17 protein-coding genes and 1 pseudogene are annotated in these 17,824 nt (G+C 71.5%); 12 read left to right on the top strand and 6 right to left on the bottom strand.

The annotated features are described in order from the left end of the window. Nucleotides 1-205: 205 nt before the first annotated feature. The 4 genes from D5S19_RS30360 to D5S19_RS30345 all read right to left on the bottom strand — a co-directional run bounded on the left by D5S19_RS30360 (nt 206) and on the right by D5S19_RS30345 (nt 4,262). On the bottom strand, nt 206-898 hold the full coding sequence (locus D5S19_RS30360) for a substrate-binding domain-containing protein (RefSeq protein ID WP_199730786.1): 693 nt from the start codon (nt 896-898) through the stop codon (nt 206-208). A gap of 108 nt (nt 899-1,006) precedes the next feature. Next, nucleotides 1,007-1,897, bottom strand: a complete 891-nt coding sequence (locus D5S19_RS30355) for a 3-methyladenine DNA glycosylase (protein WP_120026779.1) — start codon at nt 1,895-1,897, stop codon at nt 1,007-1,009. Next, nucleotides 1,894-2,937, bottom strand: coding sequence for a hemolysin family protein (locus tag D5S19_RS30350; RefSeq protein ID WP_120026778.1), 1,044 nt, complete (start codon nt 2,935-2,937; stop codon nt 1,894-1,896). The genes D5S19_RS30355 and D5S19_RS30350 overlap by 4 nt, the downstream gene beginning before the upstream one ends. Then, a complete protein-coding gene (locus D5S19_RS30345; protein WP_120026777.1) occupies nt 2,934-4,262 on the bottom strand; it encodes a hemolysin family protein in 1,329 nt (442 codons plus the stop codon). Before D5S19_RS30345 ends, D5S19_RS30350 begins: the two co-directional genes overlap by 4 nt. A 133-nt stretch (nt 4,263-4,395) precedes the next feature. Between D5S19_RS30345 and D5S19_RS32220 the strand changes: the two genes are divergently transcribed. Beyond that, entirely contained in the window at nt 4,396-4,536 is a 141-nt protein-coding gene (locus tag D5S19_RS32220) for a hypothetical protein (RefSeq protein ID WP_158605677.1), read from the top strand. A 253-nt stretch (nt 4,537-4,789) separates the two neighbouring features. On the opposite strand, the gene D5S19_RS30340 is transcribed toward D5S19_RS32220, so the two are convergent. Next, complete coding sequence (locus D5S19_RS30340; RefSeq protein WP_120026776.1) at nt 4,790-5,386, bottom strand: TetR/AcrR family transcriptional regulator; 597 nt, start codon at nt 5,384-5,386, stop codon at nt 4,790-4,792. A 189-nt stretch (nt 5,387-5,575) separates the two neighbouring features. On the opposite strand from D5S19_RS30340, the gene D5S19_RS30335 reads away from it, so the two are divergent. From D5S19_RS30335 to pip, 4 genes are read left to right on the top strand one after another with little or no spacing between them, the layout of a single operon-like run. Next, on the top strand, nt 5,576-5,908 hold the full coding sequence (locus D5S19_RS30335) for a hypothetical protein (RefSeq protein ID WP_120026775.1): 333 nt from the start codon (nt 5,576-5,578) through the stop codon (nt 5,906-5,908). 37 nt (nt 5,909-5,945) lie between these two features. Beyond that, entirely contained in the window at nt 5,946-6,743 is a 798-nt protein-coding gene (locus D5S19_RS30330; RefSeq protein ID WP_120026774.1) for a hypothetical protein, read from the top strand. A gap of 23 nt (nt 6,744-6,766) precedes the next feature. Further along, complete coding sequence (locus tag D5S19_RS30325) at nt 6,767-7,495, top strand: ESX secretion-associated protein EspG (RefSeq protein ID WP_199730787.1); 729 nt, start codon at nt 6,767-6,769, stop codon at nt 7,493-7,495. Next, nucleotides 7,495-8,436: a prolyl aminopeptidase gene (gene pip / locus D5S19_RS30320; RefSeq protein ID WP_120026772.1), complete on the top strand. Its 942-nt coding sequence runs from the start codon at nt 7,495-7,497 to the stop codon at nt 8,434-8,436. The genes D5S19_RS30325 and pip overlap by 1 nt, the downstream gene beginning before the upstream one ends. Here the strand turns inward: pip and D5S19_RS30315 are convergent. Further along, on the bottom strand, nt 8,426-9,616 hold the full coding sequence (locus tag D5S19_RS30315) for a Glu/Leu/Phe/Val dehydrogenase dimerization domain-containing protein (RefSeq protein WP_120026781.1): 1,191 nt from the start codon (nt 9,614-9,616) through the stop codon (nt 8,426-8,428). The genes pip and D5S19_RS30315 overlap by 11 nt on opposite strands. A 123-nt stretch (nt 9,617-9,739) precedes the next feature. On the opposite strand from D5S19_RS30315, the gene D5S19_RS30310 reads away from it, so the two are divergent. From D5S19_RS30310 to D5S19_RS30280, 7 genes and pseudogenes are all read left to right on the top strand, one after another. Then, nucleotides 9,740-10,666, top strand: a complete 927-nt coding sequence (locus D5S19_RS30310) for a LysR family transcriptional regulator (RefSeq protein ID WP_120026771.1) — start codon at nt 9,740-9,742, stop codon at nt 10,664-10,666. A 174-nt stretch (nt 10,667-10,840) separates the two neighbouring features. Then, nucleotides 10,841-11,806 (top strand): annotated as a pseudogene (locus tag D5S19_RS30305) (glutamate-cysteine ligase family protein); the annotation flags it as partial. A gap of 408 nt (nt 11,807-12,214) precedes the next feature. Further along, entirely contained in the window at nt 12,215-13,564 is a 1,350-nt protein-coding gene (gene egtB, locus D5S19_RS30300) for an ergothioneine biosynthesis protein EgtB (RefSeq protein WP_120026769.1), read from the top strand. Nucleotides 13,565-13,569: 5 nt separating this feature from the next. Then, the gene (gene egtC, locus D5S19_RS30295) at nt 13,570-14,343 is read left to right on the top strand and encodes an ergothioneine biosynthesis protein EgtC (RefSeq protein ID WP_120026768.1); all 774 of its coding nucleotides are present in this window, start codon (nt 13,570-13,572) and stop codon (nt 14,341-14,343) included. Further along, nucleotides 14,340-15,311 carry an L-histidine N(alpha)-methyltransferase gene (gene egtD, locus D5S19_RS30290; RefSeq protein ID WP_120026767.1) on the top strand — a complete coding sequence of 324 codons (972 nt, stop codon included), beginning with the start codon at nt 14,340-14,342 and terminating at the stop codon, nt 15,309-15,311. Before egtC ends, egtD begins: the two co-directional genes overlap by 4 nt. Continuing rightward, nucleotides 15,304-15,774: a nitroreductase family deazaflavin-dependent oxidoreductase gene (locus tag D5S19_RS30285; RefSeq protein ID WP_120026766.1), complete on the top strand. Its 471-nt coding sequence runs from the start codon at nt 15,304-15,306 to the stop codon at nt 15,772-15,774. Before egtD ends, D5S19_RS30285 begins: the two co-directional genes overlap by 8 nt. Nucleotides 15,775-15,866: 92 nt before the next feature. Continuing rightward, nucleotides 15,867-17,546 (top strand): alpha/beta hydrolase, encoded by a 1,680-nt coding sequence (locus D5S19_RS30280; protein WP_233574259.1) that lies wholly within the window; start codon nt 15,867-15,869, stop codon nt 17,544-17,546. The last annotated feature ends 278 nt before the right edge of the window (nt 17,547-17,824 follow it).

The raw sequence follows: 17,824 nt of genomic DNA, 5'->3' as shown, positions 1-17,824 counted from the left end.
GTGTGAGACCACCTCGTGGCGTGCGCCGGACCGGTTTCGGGTCTGTGAAGGGACCCTTCACAGACTCAGAGTCCGTGAAGGGTCCCTTCACGGACCTCTACACCGACTTTGCCGGAACCCTGGACTCTGAGTCCGTGAAGGTGGCCTTCACGGCAGTCGGCTCGGCGCGGAGAACGACGCGGACCGGCCCGGACCCGGGACCGGCTCAGGGCTGCTTCGCCGTCGCCGCGGCGAGGTCGGCCAGCTGCGCGGGCTCCTTCAGGAACCCGCGGAAGCTCTGCGTGGCGCGCTGCTGGGTCTCGTCGATGGCCGGACCGGCCAGTGCGACGAACTGGTAGCCGCCCCCGGCCGGGCCGGCGCCGATGGACAGCGCGGGGGAGCCGATCGCGTCCGGTTTGTCCTGGGCGAGCTTGGTGATCCAGTACGGCGATTCGGAGATCCAGCCGTCCGGGATCCCGCCGATGGCGGCGGCGCCCGCGGCCCCGGTGAGTGCGTTGTACACCTCGGGTGCGGGCCGCGACTGCACCTCCACGTGCACGCAGCTGCCGTGCACGACGGTCAGGTCCTGGTTCCACCGGGTGGCCGCGGCCTGCACCGGCGCGGCGACCTGCGGGGTGACCGTGATCCGGATGTCCGTGCGCCCGCCGGAACAGCTGGCGGCCTGCGCTTCGGCCCGGTTGGTGAGCTCGCCGTCGGCCCAGTTCCAGCCGAGGATGCCGAGTGTCCCGAGCACGGCCAGACCAGCGACCGCGATGGGCCATTTCGCGATCCTGCGGCGGGGGCCCTGTTTCCCGACGACCCGGTGCGATCCGGTCGTCTCGCTGCGGCCGGCGGCCGGCCGCGAAGGCGGATCGAGAGGGTGCGGCACCGGCTCCTCGGCCAGGCTGTGTCGCCCCATCGTTATCCTTTCGTGAGGTAAACATTACCAGCAGTAATGAAACACCATTGTTATCACTCTAACAGGTGAGTCATCAGCGGGAAACAACGTCACTGAGGGTGGGTCCATTTACTCGCGTGCGGCCACCCGATCGCCGAGCAGGATCCGGCAGATCCCGATCAGTCGCGCACGCAGCGGTTCCGCCCGCCGGGCGAAGGCTGCTTGCGCGCGGGCATAGGCCACGCGTCCCTCGGCGGTCTCCACCCGGACCGGCGAGTAGCCGTAGGCGGCGAGGTCGTACGGGCTCGCGCGCATGTCCAGGTCACGGATGTCCGCGGCCAGTGCGAAACAGTCTCCGACCAGTTCGGCCGGCACGAAGGGATCCAGTTTGTAGGCCCATTTGAACAGATCCATGTTCGCGTGCAGGCAGCCCGGCTGTTCGAGATCGGCCTGATTCTCCCGGGTCGGCGCGAGGGTGTTGCGCGGCCGTGCCGGATCGGTGAAGAAGCGGAACGCGTCGAAATGCCCGCACCGGATGTCCATCGCTTCGACCACCGCGTCGGTGCCCGCGGAACCGAGCCGCAGCGGTACCTGCGCGTGCCGCACCGACTCCGCGGGCTCGCGGTACACCATGGCCCATTCGTGCAGGCCGAAACAGCTCAGCCGGGGCGCCCGCGTGGCCGTCGCCGACAGCAGGCGCAGCACGAACTCCGCGGTTCGCGCGCGACGGCCGGTGCACGCGGACGGGTCCAGCGTGACGCCTTCGGCGGTTTCGGCGAAGCCCGGCCGCTCCAGGAACCGCCGGGCGGCCGGGCCGGCCAGTGTCACGCCCGGACCCGGCTGCCAGCGTTCGAGATGCGCCGGCCGGTACGAGTAGTAGGTGAACAGGAAGTCCAGCACCGGGTGTTTCTCGCCGCGGGCACGGCGTTCCTGGTGCGGGACCGTCCACTCGCGCATGCGCTGCGCGTGTGCCTGTTCGCGTGCCTGCCACTCGGGCTCGGCGAGTACTGAGGTGTTCATGCCGCGACGTGCGTCCCGTCGCGAACAGTCCCCACGTACTCCTCGACGAGGTCTTCGAGCGCGACCACGCCGACCGCGCGGCCGGACTCGTCGAGAGCCCGCGCGAGGTGGGTGCCGTCCTTGCGCATCGCGGAAAGCGCCACATCGAGCCGGGCGTCGGAACGCAGCTCGGTGAGTGGGCGGGTCTTGTCCGCCGGCACCGCCGTGTCCGCGCTCTGGCCGACCAGATCGAGGATGTCCTTCACGTGGATGTACCCGGTGAGCGAACCGTCGTCGGTGCACACCGGGAACCGCGAGAACCCGGTCGTGGACACCGCGCGCTCCACCTCGCCCAGCGTCGGCCGGCACGTGAGCGTGGTCAGCTCCGCCGTCGGCACCAGCACGTCCGCGACCGTCTTCGCGGCCGAGGACAGCGTCTGGGCGAGCCGCTGGTGCTCGGACTGCTCCAGCAGCCCCTCCCGGCGGGATTCGCTCAGCAGCTCGGCCAGCTCGGCGGAGGTGTAGGCGGTCTCCAGCTCGTCCTTCGGCTCCACCTTCACCGCGCGCAGCAAGGAGTTCGCGACGAAGTTGAGAAACGCGATGACCGGGTTCGCCAGTTTCACCCAGGCCACGTGCAGCGGCACCAGCCACAGCGCCAGCCGTTCCGGTTCGGCGATCGCCAGGTTCTTCGGCACCATTTCGCCGACCAGCACGTGCAGCATGGTGATGAAGGCCAGCGCGAGCGCGAACGAGATCGGGTGCAGCAGCTGCTCGGGCAGGCCGAGCAGATCGAAGAACCCGGACAGCCGGTGCGCCACCGCGGGTTCGCCGAGCCGGCCGAGCAGCAGCGAACAGATGGTGATGCCCAGCTGTGCCCCGGCCAGCATCCGGGACACGTCGCGGCTCGCGTTGATCACGATCCGCGCGCGTGTCTTGCCCTGCTCCAGCAACGCCTCCAGCCGGTCGCGGCGGGAGGAGATCAGGGTGAACTCGGCCCCCACGAAGAACGCGTTCGTCAGCAGCAGCACCACGACCAGTGCGAGATTCAGCCAGTCGTTCATGCGCTCACCCCGGCCGGTTCCACGGGCCGCACCTGCACCTCGGCGATGCGGTGCCGGTCCATCGACGCGACGGTCAGCCGCCAGCCGCCGACCTCGGCCGTGTCGCCCTCGTCCGGGATGCGGCCGAGCCGCTCCAGGATCAGCCCGGCGATGGTCTCGTAGTCGCCCTCGGGCATCCGGAACCCGGTGACCTCGCTGACCTCGTCCGCGCGCAGCTGCCCGGACACCAGCCAGTGGTCCGCGCCGACCTGCTGGGCGGCCGGGGCCTCCCCGTCGTCGTGCTCGTCACGGACGTCGCCGATGATCTCCTCGACCACGTCCTCCAGGGTGACCAGCCCGGCCGTGCCACCGTACTCGTCGACCACGATGGCCAGCTGGTACCGCGAATCCCGCAGGCGGTTGAGCAGCGCGTCGCCGGAGAGCGACTCGGGCACGGTCGGCACCGGCCGCATGGCCGAGCGGATCCGGGTGACCGAGCGTTCCGCGGCCGGGATCGCGAACGCCTGCTTGACGTGCACCGCGCCCTGGACGTCGTCGAGATCCTCGGTATAGACCGGAAAACGGGAGAACCCGGTGCGGCGGGAGACGGCCAGCAGATCGTCCACGGTGTCGTCCACGGTGAGCGACTCGACCTGGACCCGGGGCGTCATGAGTTCTTCCGCGGTGCGGCCGCCGAAGCGCAGCGAACGGTCCAGCAGTTCGGCGGTGGAGGTGTCCAGCTTCCCGCTCTCCGCGCTGGACCGCACGATCGAGCCCAGCTCCTGCGGGGACCGCGCGGACCGCAGCTCCTCCTGTGGCTCCACGCCGAACTTGCGCACCACGAAGTTGGCGCTGTTGTTCATCAGCGTGATCAGCCAGCGGAACAACGCGGAGAACCGCGCGTGGTAGCCGGTGACCGCGCGCGCGGTCGGCAGCGGCCGTGCGATCGCGAGGTTCTTGGGCACCATCTCGCCCAGCACCATGGACAGGAAGGTCGCCAGCACCAGCGCGACCGCCACGGACACCCCGGCGGCCACCCCGGCCGACAGCCCGGCCCCGGCGAAGAGCGGGTGCACCAGGTCGCCGATCAGAGGTTCGGCCAGCGACCCGGTGATCAGCGTGGTCACGGTGATGGCGACCTGGGCGCCGGAGAGCTGGAAACTGAGGGTGTGGTGGGCCTTCTGCACGCTCAGCGAGCGGCGGTCGCCGACCTGGCGGACGTCCGCGTCGACCGTGCTGCGCTCCAGCGCGGTGAGGGAGAACTCCGCGGCCACCGCGAGCCCGGTGCCGATGGTCAGGAGCAGGAAGAGCAGCACTCCGAGTACGGAGAGCAGAACGTGGATCATGTCGCACCCGCCGGAGAGCGGCGGACGGCGGACGGGAAGCCGGGTCTGACACCCGGCCCGGTACTGTCACCGGGCGATGGCGCGGCGCGCACGAATGCAGTCACTCCTCGGGAAAACGGTGTGTAGTGCGACGATGCCGACAATCGTACCGGGTGCCGGTCTGCGCGCACCGCAGAACACACGGTTCGGCCCGCCCGGCGGGGGGAGTTCGCACTGGCTGGTGAACGCGCCCGCGCCCGTGCTCAGCGCGGGCGCCACCGGACTGGGGCTGTGAAGGGTCCCTTCACAGCCCTAGCGTCCGTGAAGGGTCCCTTCACAGCCGCAGAGTCCAGGGTTCCGGCAAAGTTGGTCGCGGACCCGTGATCAGCAGAGAGAGCCGTGGCTGCCCGACCGGTTTCGGGTCCGTGAGGGTGCCCCTGACGGACTCAGAGTCCGTGAAGGGTCCCTTCACAGCCCTCCGCAGCTGCGCAGGGCCCTCCACACCGACTTTGCCGACGCCCTGGCCCTAGCGTCCGTGAAGGTTCCCTTCACAGCCTTGAGCCGGGGGCGCCGGGCCGGTGCCGTCGTACGGTCTCCTCGACGAGGTCGAGCACGGGGCCGAGATCGTCGCCGGGCAGGCCCATCGCCAGGTGCGAGACCAGGCCTTCCAGCACCAGTTCGAGGAACGCGGTCAGCACGTCCACGTCCACGTCGTCGCGCAGGTTCCCGGCCTCGTGCTGGCGTTCGAGGCGTTCCCGGGTGGCGATGGTCAGCTGCTGCGAGCGCTCCGCCCAGCGGGCGCGGAACTCGGGGTCGGTGCGCAGCCGCCGCGACACCTCCAGCCGGGTGCCCAGCCAGTCGGCGGGATGCTCGCTGTCCCCGGCCAGCAGATCGCGCATGACCTGCACGATGCCCTGCTCGGCCACTACGTCCGCCATCCGCACCGCGTCGTCCTCGGCCAGGGCGAGGAACAGTGATTCCTTGTCCCGGAAATGGTGGAAGATCGCGCCGCGGGAAAGCCCGGTGGCCTCCTCCAGGCGGCGTACGGTGGCACCCTCGTAGCCGTGACGGCCGAAGCACGCGCGCGAGCCGTCGAGGATCTGGCGCCGGCGTGTGTCGAGGTGATCCTGGCTGACCCGTGGCATCCTCGAATCCTGACATCCGCACCGGGGTCCCTGCAATCCGTACGTACGTACTGTCACTATGCGTGCCCGGCGGATCCGGAACGCTGCACATCACTTCTGTGAATGCGCTGTGTTCGGCTGACACAGCCGTGACACTTGACTACGCTGATGTTTCATCACGGTGCGTGAACCTGGGGAAGGGATACGGCCTTGGCCACTGGTGGTGCGGACCCTGCGGGCAGCGGGTTCGCGATGGACGCGGCCGGGCTCACCGCGGTGATCCGGCTCTGGGAGGACCAGCTCGCGCAGGTCGTGGCGGACGGCCGCGAGATCGAGGAGATCCTGGCGGTGTTCCGCGCGCCGGGCACCGATCCGGCGAGCGTGGAGTACGCCGCGGCCGGCGCGGACTCGTTGCGGACGCTGCGCGAGCAGAACGAGTCGATGCGCCGGTACGTGCAGGACTACCTCGGCAGGCTGCGCACGGCCCGCGACCGCACCGTCGAGGCGGACCGGGCGAACGCCGATCTCGGCCGGCTGCGCTGAGGCGCGGCGGTCCGGACCGGGCAGGAAAGGGAACCAGGTGGACGGCAAGCAGATCTTCGACAACTTCCGCGGCGGGGACACCTCCGGCCTGCGGTCGGTCGCGGACAGGGTGCGGGCGCTGTCGGAGGCCTACCTCGAGCGGGCCCGCGCGATCAAGGACCTGCAGGAGCGGATGGCGCGGTCCTGGACCGGCACGAGCGGAGCCGCGGCACACGCCGGTGCCGGTCCGCTGGAGGCCGCGTTCCGCGAGTCGGCCGATCCGCTGGACATGACCACGGCCTCGGCCGACACCCAGGCCAGCAGTTTCGAGCGGTCCGGGCACCAGGTGGTGGAGGTGCCGCCGCGGCCGGCGCAGCCACAGCCGTGGACCGCCGGGCTGCAGCAGGTCGCCGAGCTGGCCGGGGTGAGCCCCGCCTCGGTGGTGCCGCAGTCCTTCCAGGCCGGGATCGAGGGGCACCACGCGGCCAACGAGACCAACGTCCGGGTCATGGAGCAGTATCACGGCGTGACCATGAACACGAAGTCCGTGCTGCCCCGGCAGTACGGGCTGGTCGGCCGGGACGGCGCGGCCGTGCACCGGGCGGGTTCGGACACCACGACCACACAGGCCGCGTCGGCCGACCGCGGTGCGGCGGCGCCCGCGGCCTGGGCGCCGATGCCTGCCGAACCGTCGGCCCGGCAGGCGGGCGGGGCCGGTGCGGTGGCCGGTGCGCCGGGGGCCCGCCGGGTGGACGAGCAGTACCGGTACCGCCCGGAGTACCTGGTGGAGGACGATCCGGACGCGGCCTTCGGCACCGACCGGCGGGTCAGCCCGCCGGTGCTCGGCGAGGAGTAGCGGTGACCGGATCGGCGGACCGGGTGGACGTCCCGGTCGAAGCCCTGGCCGCCCTGGCCGAGCGGGAACAGGTCGGCAGCCTGCACGTGACCCTGCGGCCGGATCCGCGGTGGCTCTCGGAGACCGAACGCGACGAGGCGGCCAAGCGGGTCGACGACGCGCTCGCGGTGGCCGGGCTGGTGGACCGCCGCGGCCGCGTCACCGCCGCCTTCCTCGACTGGCTTCCGCTGCTGGTGCGGCCGGTGGTCGAGTACTACGGCTGGGTGGCCACCGGCGACCGGACCTACGGCGTGCTCGCCGCGTCGAGCGGGATGCAGGCGGTGCTCGCGGTGTCGGACGGGGAGCAGGTCGGCGTCCAGGAGATCGACCGGAACGCGGTGCTGGAGACGCTCGTCGCCCAGCTGCCGCAGGTCGGTCCCGGCGGCGGGCAGCCGCGCAGTGTCCTCGTCGGGGACCTCACCGGCGCGGCGCACCGCGGCGCGGACGCCTATCCGCTGGATCCGGTGCTCGCCGACGTGGTGAACCTGGTGCGGCGCCCGGTGCACGGCAGCGGCGAGCTGTACGCGGGCCGTCGTGACGAGGTCGGCCGCTACAGCAGGCTCGAAGAACCGTTGCACTACGCGGACACCGACTGGGGCCGCTACCTGAGCTACACCGTCGGCACGGGCGCCGAAGCGGTGATCCGGATCGGCCCGGCCGGCCCGGCCGAATTGTGTGGTGCGCTGCGGGAACTCGCCGATAGCCTCGCCTGATGCGCTATCCGGAGATCGAACCGTACGACCACGGCCTGCTCGACGCCGGGGATGGCCACCGGGTGTACTGGGAGGTCTGCGGGAATCCGGCGGGCAAGCCGGCGGTCGTGGTGCACGGCGGGCCGGGCACCGGGTGCCGCGCCGGGATGCGCCGGTTCTTCGACCCCGCGCGCTACCGGGTCGTGCTGTTCGACCAGCGCGGCTGCGGCCGGAGCACCCCGCATGCCGGGGACACCGCCGAAGCGCTGACCGCGAACACGGCCGGGCATCTGATGCAGGACATGGAGCTGCTGCGCACCACGCTGGAGGTGGAGAAGTGGCTGGTGTTCGGCGGTTCCTGGGGTTCGGTGCTCGGGCTGAGCTACGTCGTGCGACATCCGGATCGGGTCAGCGAGCTGGTGCTGGCGGGCCTGGCCACTGATCGGCGAGCGGAGATGGAACTGCTGACGCGTGATCTCGGCGGCATGTTCCCGGAGGCGTACGCGCAATTCCGCGCCGGCGTCCCGGACAGCGAAGACGATGTGGTGTCGGCGTACTACCGGCTGTTGCTCGACCCGGACCCCACGGTGCACGAAGAAGCCGCGCGGCGCTGGTGCGCCTGGGAAGACGCCATGGTGCCGGGCGTGCCGGTTCCGGGCCTCTTCGACGATCCGCGGGCGCGGCTCTGCTTCGCCCGGCTCGTCACGCACTATTTTTCCCACGGATGCTTCCTGGAAGACGGCGCGATCCTGCGTGATGCCGCGAAGCTCGCGGGAATCCCGGCCATGCTCGCGCAGGGGTTGCTGGATCTCAGCAGCCTGAGCGGTACGCCGTGGTTGCTGGAGCGGGCGCTGCCGGACGCGGAGCTGGTACTGGTCGGCGGCGCCGGGCACACCACGTCCGTTCCGGCGATGGAGGACGTGCTGATCGGCGCCACCGACCGGTTCGCGCTCAGGGGATAGTGAGCGCGGGCGCGCCTCCGGGCGCCAGCGCCTCTTCGGCGCGGGTGGTGCGGGTGTTCTCGGCCAGCCGCAGCCCGGTGACGCGTGGCGGGATGCGGTCCAGGTTCCATTCGGCCAGCAACAAGGCCACCTTCGCCTGCATTTCGGTGCGCAGCCGCAGGAACGAGTCGGCCGGGTCGGCGCCGACTTCGCCGAGCAGCAGCCACCAGGCCCACGCCGCGGCGCCCGCGTTCGCGACGAAGTCCGGAATCACCGCGACGCCTCGGGCGGAGAGCGCGGCCTCTGCCTCCGGTGTCGTCGCAGCGTTGGCCGCTTCTACGACTGCCTTGGCCTTCACGAGGTTTTCGTTGTCCACCCGGAGTGCGTACGAGATCGCAGCGGGTACCAAGAGGTCGGCGTTGATGCCGATCACTGCGTCGCGCGGGAGAGTGCGTACGCCGTCAGGAAGCTGCGTACGGTCGATTTCGCCAAAGCGGTCGCGCAGGTCGAGCAGCGCGGGCACGTCGAGGCCCTCAGGGTCGTAGAGGGTACCGGCGGCGTCGGCGACCGCGACCACCTTCATTCCGGCTTCGTGCAGATACCAGGCAGCGCCGCCACCCATGGTGCCGATGCCCTGGATCGCCACCGTGGTCTCCGGCACGTCCCAGCCCCACGCGTTGGCCGCGCCGACGCACGCCTGCGCGACGCCGTAACCGCCGATCACGTCGCCGAGCAGCTGGCCGCCCGGCACCGGTGCGTTGAGCCCGGCCTGGACGCGACGCAGGGTGCGCGCCGGATCCGCCGACCGGTGAATCGCCGCGTGATAGGACTGTTCGAGCCCCAGCTTCGCGAAGACCTCGTCGATCAGGTGCTGGGGCACGCCGAGGTCCTCCGCGGTTACCCAGCTCGCGTCCAGCCAGGGGCGCAGGAATTCGCAGAACCGCGTCAGCACACCGAACGCCCGCGGGTCCTTCGGGTCGAAGTCGAGCCCACCCTTGGCGCCCCCGACCGGGAGATTGAAGGTGGCGGCCTTGTTCGCCATGCCGCGCGCGAGGTCGGCGACCTCGTCGACGGTGCAGCCGGCGCGCATCCGCGTACCGCCGGTCGCCATCCCGGACACCAGGCTGTGCACGACCAGGTAGCCGTGGGCGCCGGTGACAGGATCGGTCCACGTGAGCCTCATCAGCGGTTCGGTGTTCATCTGGCCCTTCACCTCCAGGAGTCCGGGGTGGCGCGAATGCGCCGCCGTCACTTTCGAGGGTGGCTGCACGGGCCCGGGCGCGTCCAGTTAACGAAGCTGCACGACGTTGTTTAGGGTTCGTACATGGAGCTTTCGTTGCACCGGTTGCGGATGCTGCGTGAGCTACGGCGGCGGGGGACCGTCACGGCCGCGGCTGCGTCGTTGCACTACACGGTTTCCGCTGTGTCGCAACAGCTTGCGCTGCTCGAACGGGACGTCGGGGTGAAGCTGTTCGAACGGCTCGGTCGCGGGGTGCAGCTGACCGAGCTGGGTTTCCTGCTGACCGACCACGCCGAGGAGATCCTGGGTTCGGTCGAGCGCGCGACGCTGGCGCTCGAAGAGGCGCAGGGCACCATGTCCGCCCGGCTGACCGCCGGAGTGTGGGCGTCGGTCGCGTCGGGGCTGCTGCCGGGCGCGCTCACCTCGCTGGCCGCCGAACATCCGGGAATCCAGGTGCGCACCAGGGAATTGGCTCCGGAGGCGACGGCGGAGGCGGTGCGCGACGGCACGCTCGACCTGTCGTTCGTGATCGACTATTCGGACGCGCCGATGCGCTGGGACACCGGGCTGGAACGCGCTGTGGTCGCGGTCGAACGGCTGCACGCGGCGGTGCCCGCGGGCGCGGTGCCCTCGGCCACCGTGTCGCTCGACGCGCTCGCCGAGTATCCGTGGATCATGGCCAGCCCGCGGTCGCATTTCGGCCGGGCGATCCGGATCGCCTGCCAGCGGCACGGGTTCCAGCCGAAGATCAACCACGAGGTGGAGGAGCAGTCCACCGCGATGGTGCTGGTCGGCGCCGGGCTCGGCGTCACCCTTGTGTCGGACCTCGGGCTGCGGCTGCTGCGCCCGCCCGGGATCGACGTGGTCGCGCTGACCACCCCGCTGCTGCGCACGGTGTCGATCGCCTACCGCCGCACCGAGATCCGGCGCCCGGCCCTGCAGCTGGTGGTCGCCGCGGTGCAGACCTCGGCGGCGGAACTGGGCCTGGGCAGCGAACCCGAGCTGCCCTGAACGGGCGGCGCCCGACCGGCGGCACAGTGCGAGGAATATGCCGGGAAGTCCCGGTCGGGTACCGCTCGCCGCTCGGCCGTCCCGGTCACGAGCCCTGATTTTGTCGGACCCCGCGTGTAGCGTCCGGAACCGATGAGGCCGCAGCCCGCGGTCTCCTGAGCTGGACGGCGATACATGACTACGGTGCACGATTTTCCGGACCGGTCCGGGAGTGCGTCGGTGCCGGCGTTGTCGGACCGGGCGGCCGGGGAACGCTACGTCGCCTCGGTGTGCTTCAAGCACGGGCCGCCGAGACTGCTGGGGGTGGAACTGGAGTTCACGGTGCACCACACCGGGGACCCGGCTCGCCCCCTCGACCTGGACCTGCTCGCCTCCGCGCTCGGCCCGCACACCCCGCGGTCCTTGCGCTCCGAAAGCCCCGCGGCCCCGCTCCCGGCCGGATCGCCGGTGAGTCTCGAACCCGGCTGCCAGGTGGAGATCTCCACTCTTCCGCAGAGTTCCCTGCCCGCCCTGCAGGCGGCCGTGGACACCGATCTCGCGGCCCTCACCGCACTGCTCGCCCGCGCCGGGCTGGAACTCGGCGCCTCGGGCATCGATGCGCACCGCCCGCCGCGGCGCCGGTTGCACACCCCCCGTTACGCCGCGATGGAACGGCGGTTCGCCCCGCTCGGGCGGGGCGGGATCACCATGATGTGCAGTACCGCCGGGCTGCAGATCTGCGTGGACGCCGGGGAGCCCGACCGGTTCGCCGAGCGCTGGGCGGCCGCGCACGAGATGGGCCCGCCGCTGCTGGCCCTGTTCGCCAACTCCCGGATCCACCACGGCCGCGACACCGGGCACGCCTCCGCGCGCTGGCTCGCCGTGCTGGAGACCGAACCGGTGCGCACCCGCGCGGCCGAGCCCGGCCCGGACCCGGCGCGGGCGTGGGCGCGGCGGCTGATGGACACCCCGATCATGGTGCTGCCGCGGGATTACCGGCCGTGGGACGCGCCGGAGGGGCTGACCTTCGCCGAGTGGATCGAGGGCCGGGGCGCGGCCGGGATGCTGCGCCGGCCCACCGCCGCCGATCTGGACTACCACCTCGGCACGATGTTCACCCCGGTCCGGCCGCAGGGCTACCTGGAGCTGCGGTACCTGGACGCGCAACCGCCCGGGCGGTGGCTGCCGCCGGTCGCGCTGGTCACCGCGCTGCTCGCCGATCCGTCCACAGTGGAACAAGTGCGGCGCCGGTGCGCCCCGGTGGCCGGACAGTGGGAGCAGGCCGCCCGACGCGGCCTCGCCGCGCCCGGAATGGCCGCGGTGGCAAGGGATCTGGTGGAGCTGGGCGGCGCCGCGCTGCCGTCCACCGGGCTGCCCGCCGAGACGGTCGCGGGGATCGTCGACGGGCTGCGTGCCCGGCTGGACCGGTCGGGGAGGGACGGGTGATGAGTGAGACCGCGGAATTGAGTTCGCGCGCGGCGTCGCGCTCGCGGACTGCCTGCCCGGCCCCGTCGCCGGGAACATCGCCGGGCCGTGTGCCCGGCCGGACCGATCGAGGAAGGACGAGCGATGAGTGAAACTCCGGAATCGGGCCCGTTGCTCGAACTGAGCTCGCAGGATCTGCGGGCACACGTGGCCGGGGCATTGACCCGCGCCCGCGCCCGCAGTGTCGCGCTGACCGACGCGGTGGACGACGAGGATCTGATCCGCCAGCACTCGAAGCTGATGTCGCCGCTGGTCTGGGACCTCGCGCACATCGGCAGCCAGGAAGAGCAGTGGCTGGTCCGCGACGTCGGCGGCCGGGAGCCGCTGCGACCGGACATCGACGACCTCTACGACGCCTTCCAGCACCCGCGGGCCGATCGTCCCGCCCTGCCGCTGCTCGGCCCGGCCGAGGCCCGCGCGTACCTGCGCGAGGTTCGGGAAAAGGCGTTGGACGTGCTGGAAAAGGCGCCGATGAGCGGGCGAAGGCTCACCGAGAGCGCGTTCGCCTTCGGCATGATCACCCAGCACGAGCAGCAGCACGACGAGACGATGCTGGCCACCCACCAGCTGCGCCAGGGGGAGCCGGTGCTGCATGCGCCGGAGCCGCCCCGCGCGCCGTCCGGGCGGAGGCCCGCCGAGGTGCTGGTCCCCGGCGGCCGGTTCACCATGGGCACCAGTGCGGAGCCTTGGGCGCTGGACAACGAACGCCCGGCGCACGAGGTCGACGTGCCCGCGTTCGTGCTGGACACCACGCCGGTCACCTGCGGGGCGTACCTGGAGTTCCTGGACGGCGGCGGGTATGCCGAGCAGCGGTTCTGGAGTGCGGCAGGGTGGGCCTACCGGCAGGGACACGACATCACTGCGCCGCGGTTCTGGCATCGCGAGCCGGACGGCTGGTGGCGCACCCGGTTCGGGGTGCGCGAGCCGATCCCGCTGCGGGAGCCGGTGGTGCACGTGTCGTATTACGAGGCCGAGGCGTACGCGAATTGGGCGGGCAAGCGGCTGCCCACCGAGGCGGAATGGGAGAAGGCCGCGCGGTTCGATCCGGTGAGCGGCCGTTCCCGGCGATTCCCGTGGGGCGACGAGGAACCGGCCGAGGCGCACGCCAATCTCGGCCAGCGGCATCTGCGCCCGGCCGAGGCGGGAGCGTATCCGGCGGGGCAGTCCCCGCTGGGCGTGCGGCAGCTGATCGGCGACGTCTGGGAGTGGACGAGCACCGATTTCCACGGTTATCCGGGGTTTGCCGCGTTCCCGTACCGGGAGTATTCGGAGGTGTTCTTCGGCCCCGAGTACAAGGTGCTGCGCGGTGGCTCGTTCGGCACCGACGCGGCAGCCGTGCGCGGCACGTTCCGCAACTGGGACTACCCGATCCGGCGGCAGATCTTCGCCGGGTTCCGCTGCGCCCGCGATCCTCGCCCGGGCGAGGTGGCCTAGCCGGTATGTGCCGTCACCTCGCGTATCTGGGCGAGCCCGGCTCGCCTGCCGAGCCGGTGTTCACCGCCCCGCATTCGTTGCTGGTGCAGTCGTACGCGCCGGGCGACATGCGCGGTGGCGGGACGGTGAACGCCGACGGCTTCGGCTTCGGCTGGTACCCGGAGCCCGGCGCCCCGCCGCTGCGCTACCGGCGCCGTGAGCCATTGTGGACCGACGATGCGGCGCCGGCGCTGGCCGCTTCGGTGCGGAGCACGGCGTTCGTCGCCGCGGTGCGCAACGGCACCACCGGGATGCCGGTGACCGAGGCGGCGGCCGCGCCGTTCGCCGCGGACCGCTGGTTGTTCAGCCACAACGGCGTGGTACGCGGCTGGCCGAAGTCGATGGCCGGGCTCGCCGGCCGGCTGGACGTGACCGAATTGCTCACGCTGGAGGCGCCCACCGATTCGGCCCTGCTGTGGGCCTTGCTGCGGGCGCGGCTGCGTGCGGGCGAGGAGCCTCTGGTCGCGGTGCGAGCGCTCGTCGGGGAGGTGGTCGCGGCCGCACCGGGCTCGCGGCTGAACTTCCTGCTCACCGACGGTGAAACGCTCGTCGGCACCGCGTGGTCGCATGCCCTGTCCTGGCGGCGCACCGGGGCCGGGGTGCTGCTGGCCTCCGAGCCCGTCGATCCGGACCCGGCCTGGCAGGCCGTGCCGGACCAGCACGCCGTGCGGGTCACCGCGGACGGCGTCGACATTCTTCCCCTCGAATTCCCGTCACTGGAACGGAGTCCCCTCCGATGACCGAAGCGGACCTGCAGACCCATCGCACGGACGTGGCCGCCGAGTTGCGCGCGGACGTGCGGGCCGGCCTCACCGCCGAGCAGAAGTGGTTGCCGCCCAAGTGGTTCTACGACGCCGAGGGCAGCGCGTTGTTCGAGAAGATCACCGCGCTGCCGGAGTACTACCCGACCCGCAGCGAACGTGAGGTGCTCGCCGCGCGGGCGGCGGAGATCGCCGTCCTGACCGGGGCACGCACGCTCGTCGAGCTGGGTTCCGGATCGAGTGAGAAGACCCGGCTGCTGCTGGGCGCGCTGACCGCGCACGGCACGCTGGAGGCGTTCGTGCCGATGGACGTGTCGGAATCCGCGCTCGCCGAGGCGACCGCGGCGATCTCGGCGGACTATCCGGGGCTGGACGTGCGTGGTGTGGTCGGCGACTTCACCCGGCACCTGCGGCTGCTGCCCGGCAGCGCGCCCCGGGTCGTGGCCTTCCTCGGTGGCACGATCGGCAACTTCCTGCCGGCCGAGCGCGCCGCGTTCCTGCACTCGGTGCGGGAGGTGCTGGCCGAAGGGGAGTGGCTGCTGCTCGGCACGGACCTGGTGAAGGACCCCGAAACGCTGGAGCGCGCCTACGACGACGCGGCCGGGGTGACCGCGGCGTTCAACCGCAACGTGCTGCGCGTGATCAACGCGCAGCTGGGCGCGGACTTCGATCCGGACGCGTTCGACCACGTCGCGCACTGGGATGCCGGGCAGGAGTGGATCGAGATGCGGCTGCGCGCGCAGCGGGACATCACCGTGCGGATCCCGGGTGCCGGGCTGGTCGTCGAGTTCGCCGCGGGCGAGCACATCCGCACGGAGGTCTCGGCGAAGTTCCGGCCGGACGGGATCGCCGCGGAGCTGGCGGCCGCTGGATTCGCGGTGGTCCGCCGCTGGACCGACGCACAGCGGCGATTCGGGGTGAGTTTGGCAAGATCGCTGCATGCGTAACCCCCTGGCGTCCCTCGCCCGCAGGCTCGGCACGCAGCCTCGGGTGATGGCCGCCGCGCGCGTGATCATCGCGACCGATCGGCGGCTGGACCGGTGGTCCGGCGGACGGGTGAGCCTGGTCGGGCTCGCCGGTCTGCCGTCCCTGCGGCTGACCACCACCGGCCGCCGCAGCGGCCTGCCCCGCAGCACGAACCTGCTGTACTTCCCGCAGGGCCGCGACTTCGTGCTGACCGGCTCGAACTGGGGCCGCCCGCGGCATCCGGCGTGGACCTATAACCTCCGCGCCACGCCGGACGCGACGGTCGCCCTGCGCGGCCGGGAGGTGGCGGTGAAGGCCCGCGAACTCGACGGCGAGGAGTACGACCGGATGTGGGCCGAGCTGCTCGAATTCTGGCCCGGCTACGCGATGGAACGTTCGGCGGCGGGCCGGGTGCTGCCGATCTTCGTGCTGACCCGGCAGTGACCGCGTGCCCCGCGCGCTGACGGGGCCGCGCGGGTGGGATCCCTCCTTTCGACCGGTGCCCGGATTGGCCGCTTTGTGCGAGCCTCGATCCGGTGACGCGTCGTGTCCGGTTCACGACGCGCGGCGAGGAGGTAGATGTGCGGGTACGCAGAACTGCGCGGATCGGGACGCTGGTCGCGGCGCTGGCGGTGACAGCGGCCACGGTCACCGGGACCGCGGCGGCGGCACCGGGCAGCGGGGTGCGGGCGGCCGCAACCGGCAGTACCGCCGCGGTGAACTGGGACGCGTGCACCAAGGCCGAAGTCGCCGGGGTACCTGCCGATCAGGTGCAGCAGTACAGCTGCGCGCGGTACCGGGTGCCGATCGACCACGACGACGCCTCTCTGGGCACGATCGACCTCGCGCTCATGAAGCGGGCCGCGAAGGTGCCGGGCCGGCGGATCGGGTCGCTGTTCCTCAACCCGGGCGGTCCCGGCGGGTCCGGCCTGGGCATGCCCAAACGCGGTGCCAAGTACTTCCAGCCGCAGGTGCTGGACCGCTTCGACCTGATCGGGTTCGACCCGCGCGGAGTCGGCGCCAGCAACCCGTTGCGCTGCTTTACCACCGCCGAGGACGCCCACGACGTGAAACTCGGGCAGATCCCGGTCCCGATCTCCCGTGCGGAGATCTCCGCTGCCATGGCGTCCTTCCGGGACTACGGCGAGTTCTGCCGCCGCAACGCGGGCACGCTGCTCGACCACATGTCCACCCGGGACGTCGTGCGCGATCTCGACACGCTGCGCGCCGCGGTGGGGGACAAGCAGCTGAGCTTTGCCGGCTTCTCCTACGGCACGCTGATCGGGGCCACCTACGCCGCGATGTTCCCGCAGCAGACCCGGGCCATCGTCATCGACGGCAACGTCGACCCGGACCTGCGTACGAACGACGGCGTGACTTACGACATCGCGCGGGCGCAGGGTTTCGAAATCGCCCTGGACGGTTTCCTGAAGCGTTGCGCCCAGGCGGGCAAGGCGTGCGCGTTCGGCTCGGGCGACCCGCGGGCGAAGTTCGACGAACTGCGTGACCACCTGCGCGGCGAGCCGATCACCCTGCCCGGCGGTGCGCGGTTCGACCTCGGCGCGCTGACCGACACGACTTCGGGCGCGCTGTACTCGCCGGACCGATTCCCCAGCTTGGCCCAGGTTCTGCAGCAGGCCTACGACGTGCTGCACCCGACCGTGCAGAGCCAGAAGCAGCGCAATCCGGACGTGAAACCCCTCATCGCCGCACTACGCGCCCAGAACACCCACGCGGACACGCACCCGGACAGCCCGTACACCGCCGACGACTCCTACTACGGCGTGAACTGCGCGGACAAGCCGATGGGCATCGGGCCGAACCAGGTGCCGGGGATCGCGGCCAAAGCGGAGCGGCAATCGCCGACCTTCGGGCGTGGGCAGGTGTTCACCGACATCGCGGCCTGCTCGACCTGGCCGTCGGCGAAGACCTCCGACCCGTATCGCGGGCCGTGGCAGGCGCACACCGCCAACCCGGTGCTGGTCGTGAGCAATTTCTACGACCCGGCCACCCAGTACCGGTTCGGCCGGCGGATGGCCGCCGAGCTGGGCAATTCGCGGCTGCTTTCGGTGGACGCGTTCGGCCACTGCATCCTCGGCGACGCGAAGGGCGTGGACGAGGCGGCCACGGCTTACCTGATCGAGCTGAAGGTGCCCGCGGACGGCCAGGTCTTCCAGCCGGACACGCAGCCGTTCGGCACCCCCGAACGGACCTGAACCGCCCGCCCTTCGGACGGAAAACCGGGCATAACGGCACACCCCTCTTGTCAGGTGCGGACGAACCCGTGAAAGTGTCCGCCAGTTGTTCACCCGAGGGGAGTTGACGTGCGGCGGTGGGCGGTCCGGTATGCAGGTGCCGCCGCTTTTGTCGCCGCCGTCTCCGGCTGTGCGGAAGGCCGATCCGATCGAGGTGACGCGGGCGGCGTGCGGCGCGGGCTGGGCCGCGCCGCACGCCGGCGGCGCTGACCCCCCAAAAGCTGTGAAGGGTCCCATCA

Source organism: Amycolatopsis panacis (assembly GCF_003600245.1).
In the GTDB taxonomy this organism is placed as follows: domain Bacteria; phylum Actinomycetota; class Actinomycetes; order Mycobacteriales; family Pseudonocardiaceae; genus Amycolatopsis; species Amycolatopsis sulphurea.
This window is presented reverse-complemented; position numbering and strand designations above follow the sequence as displayed.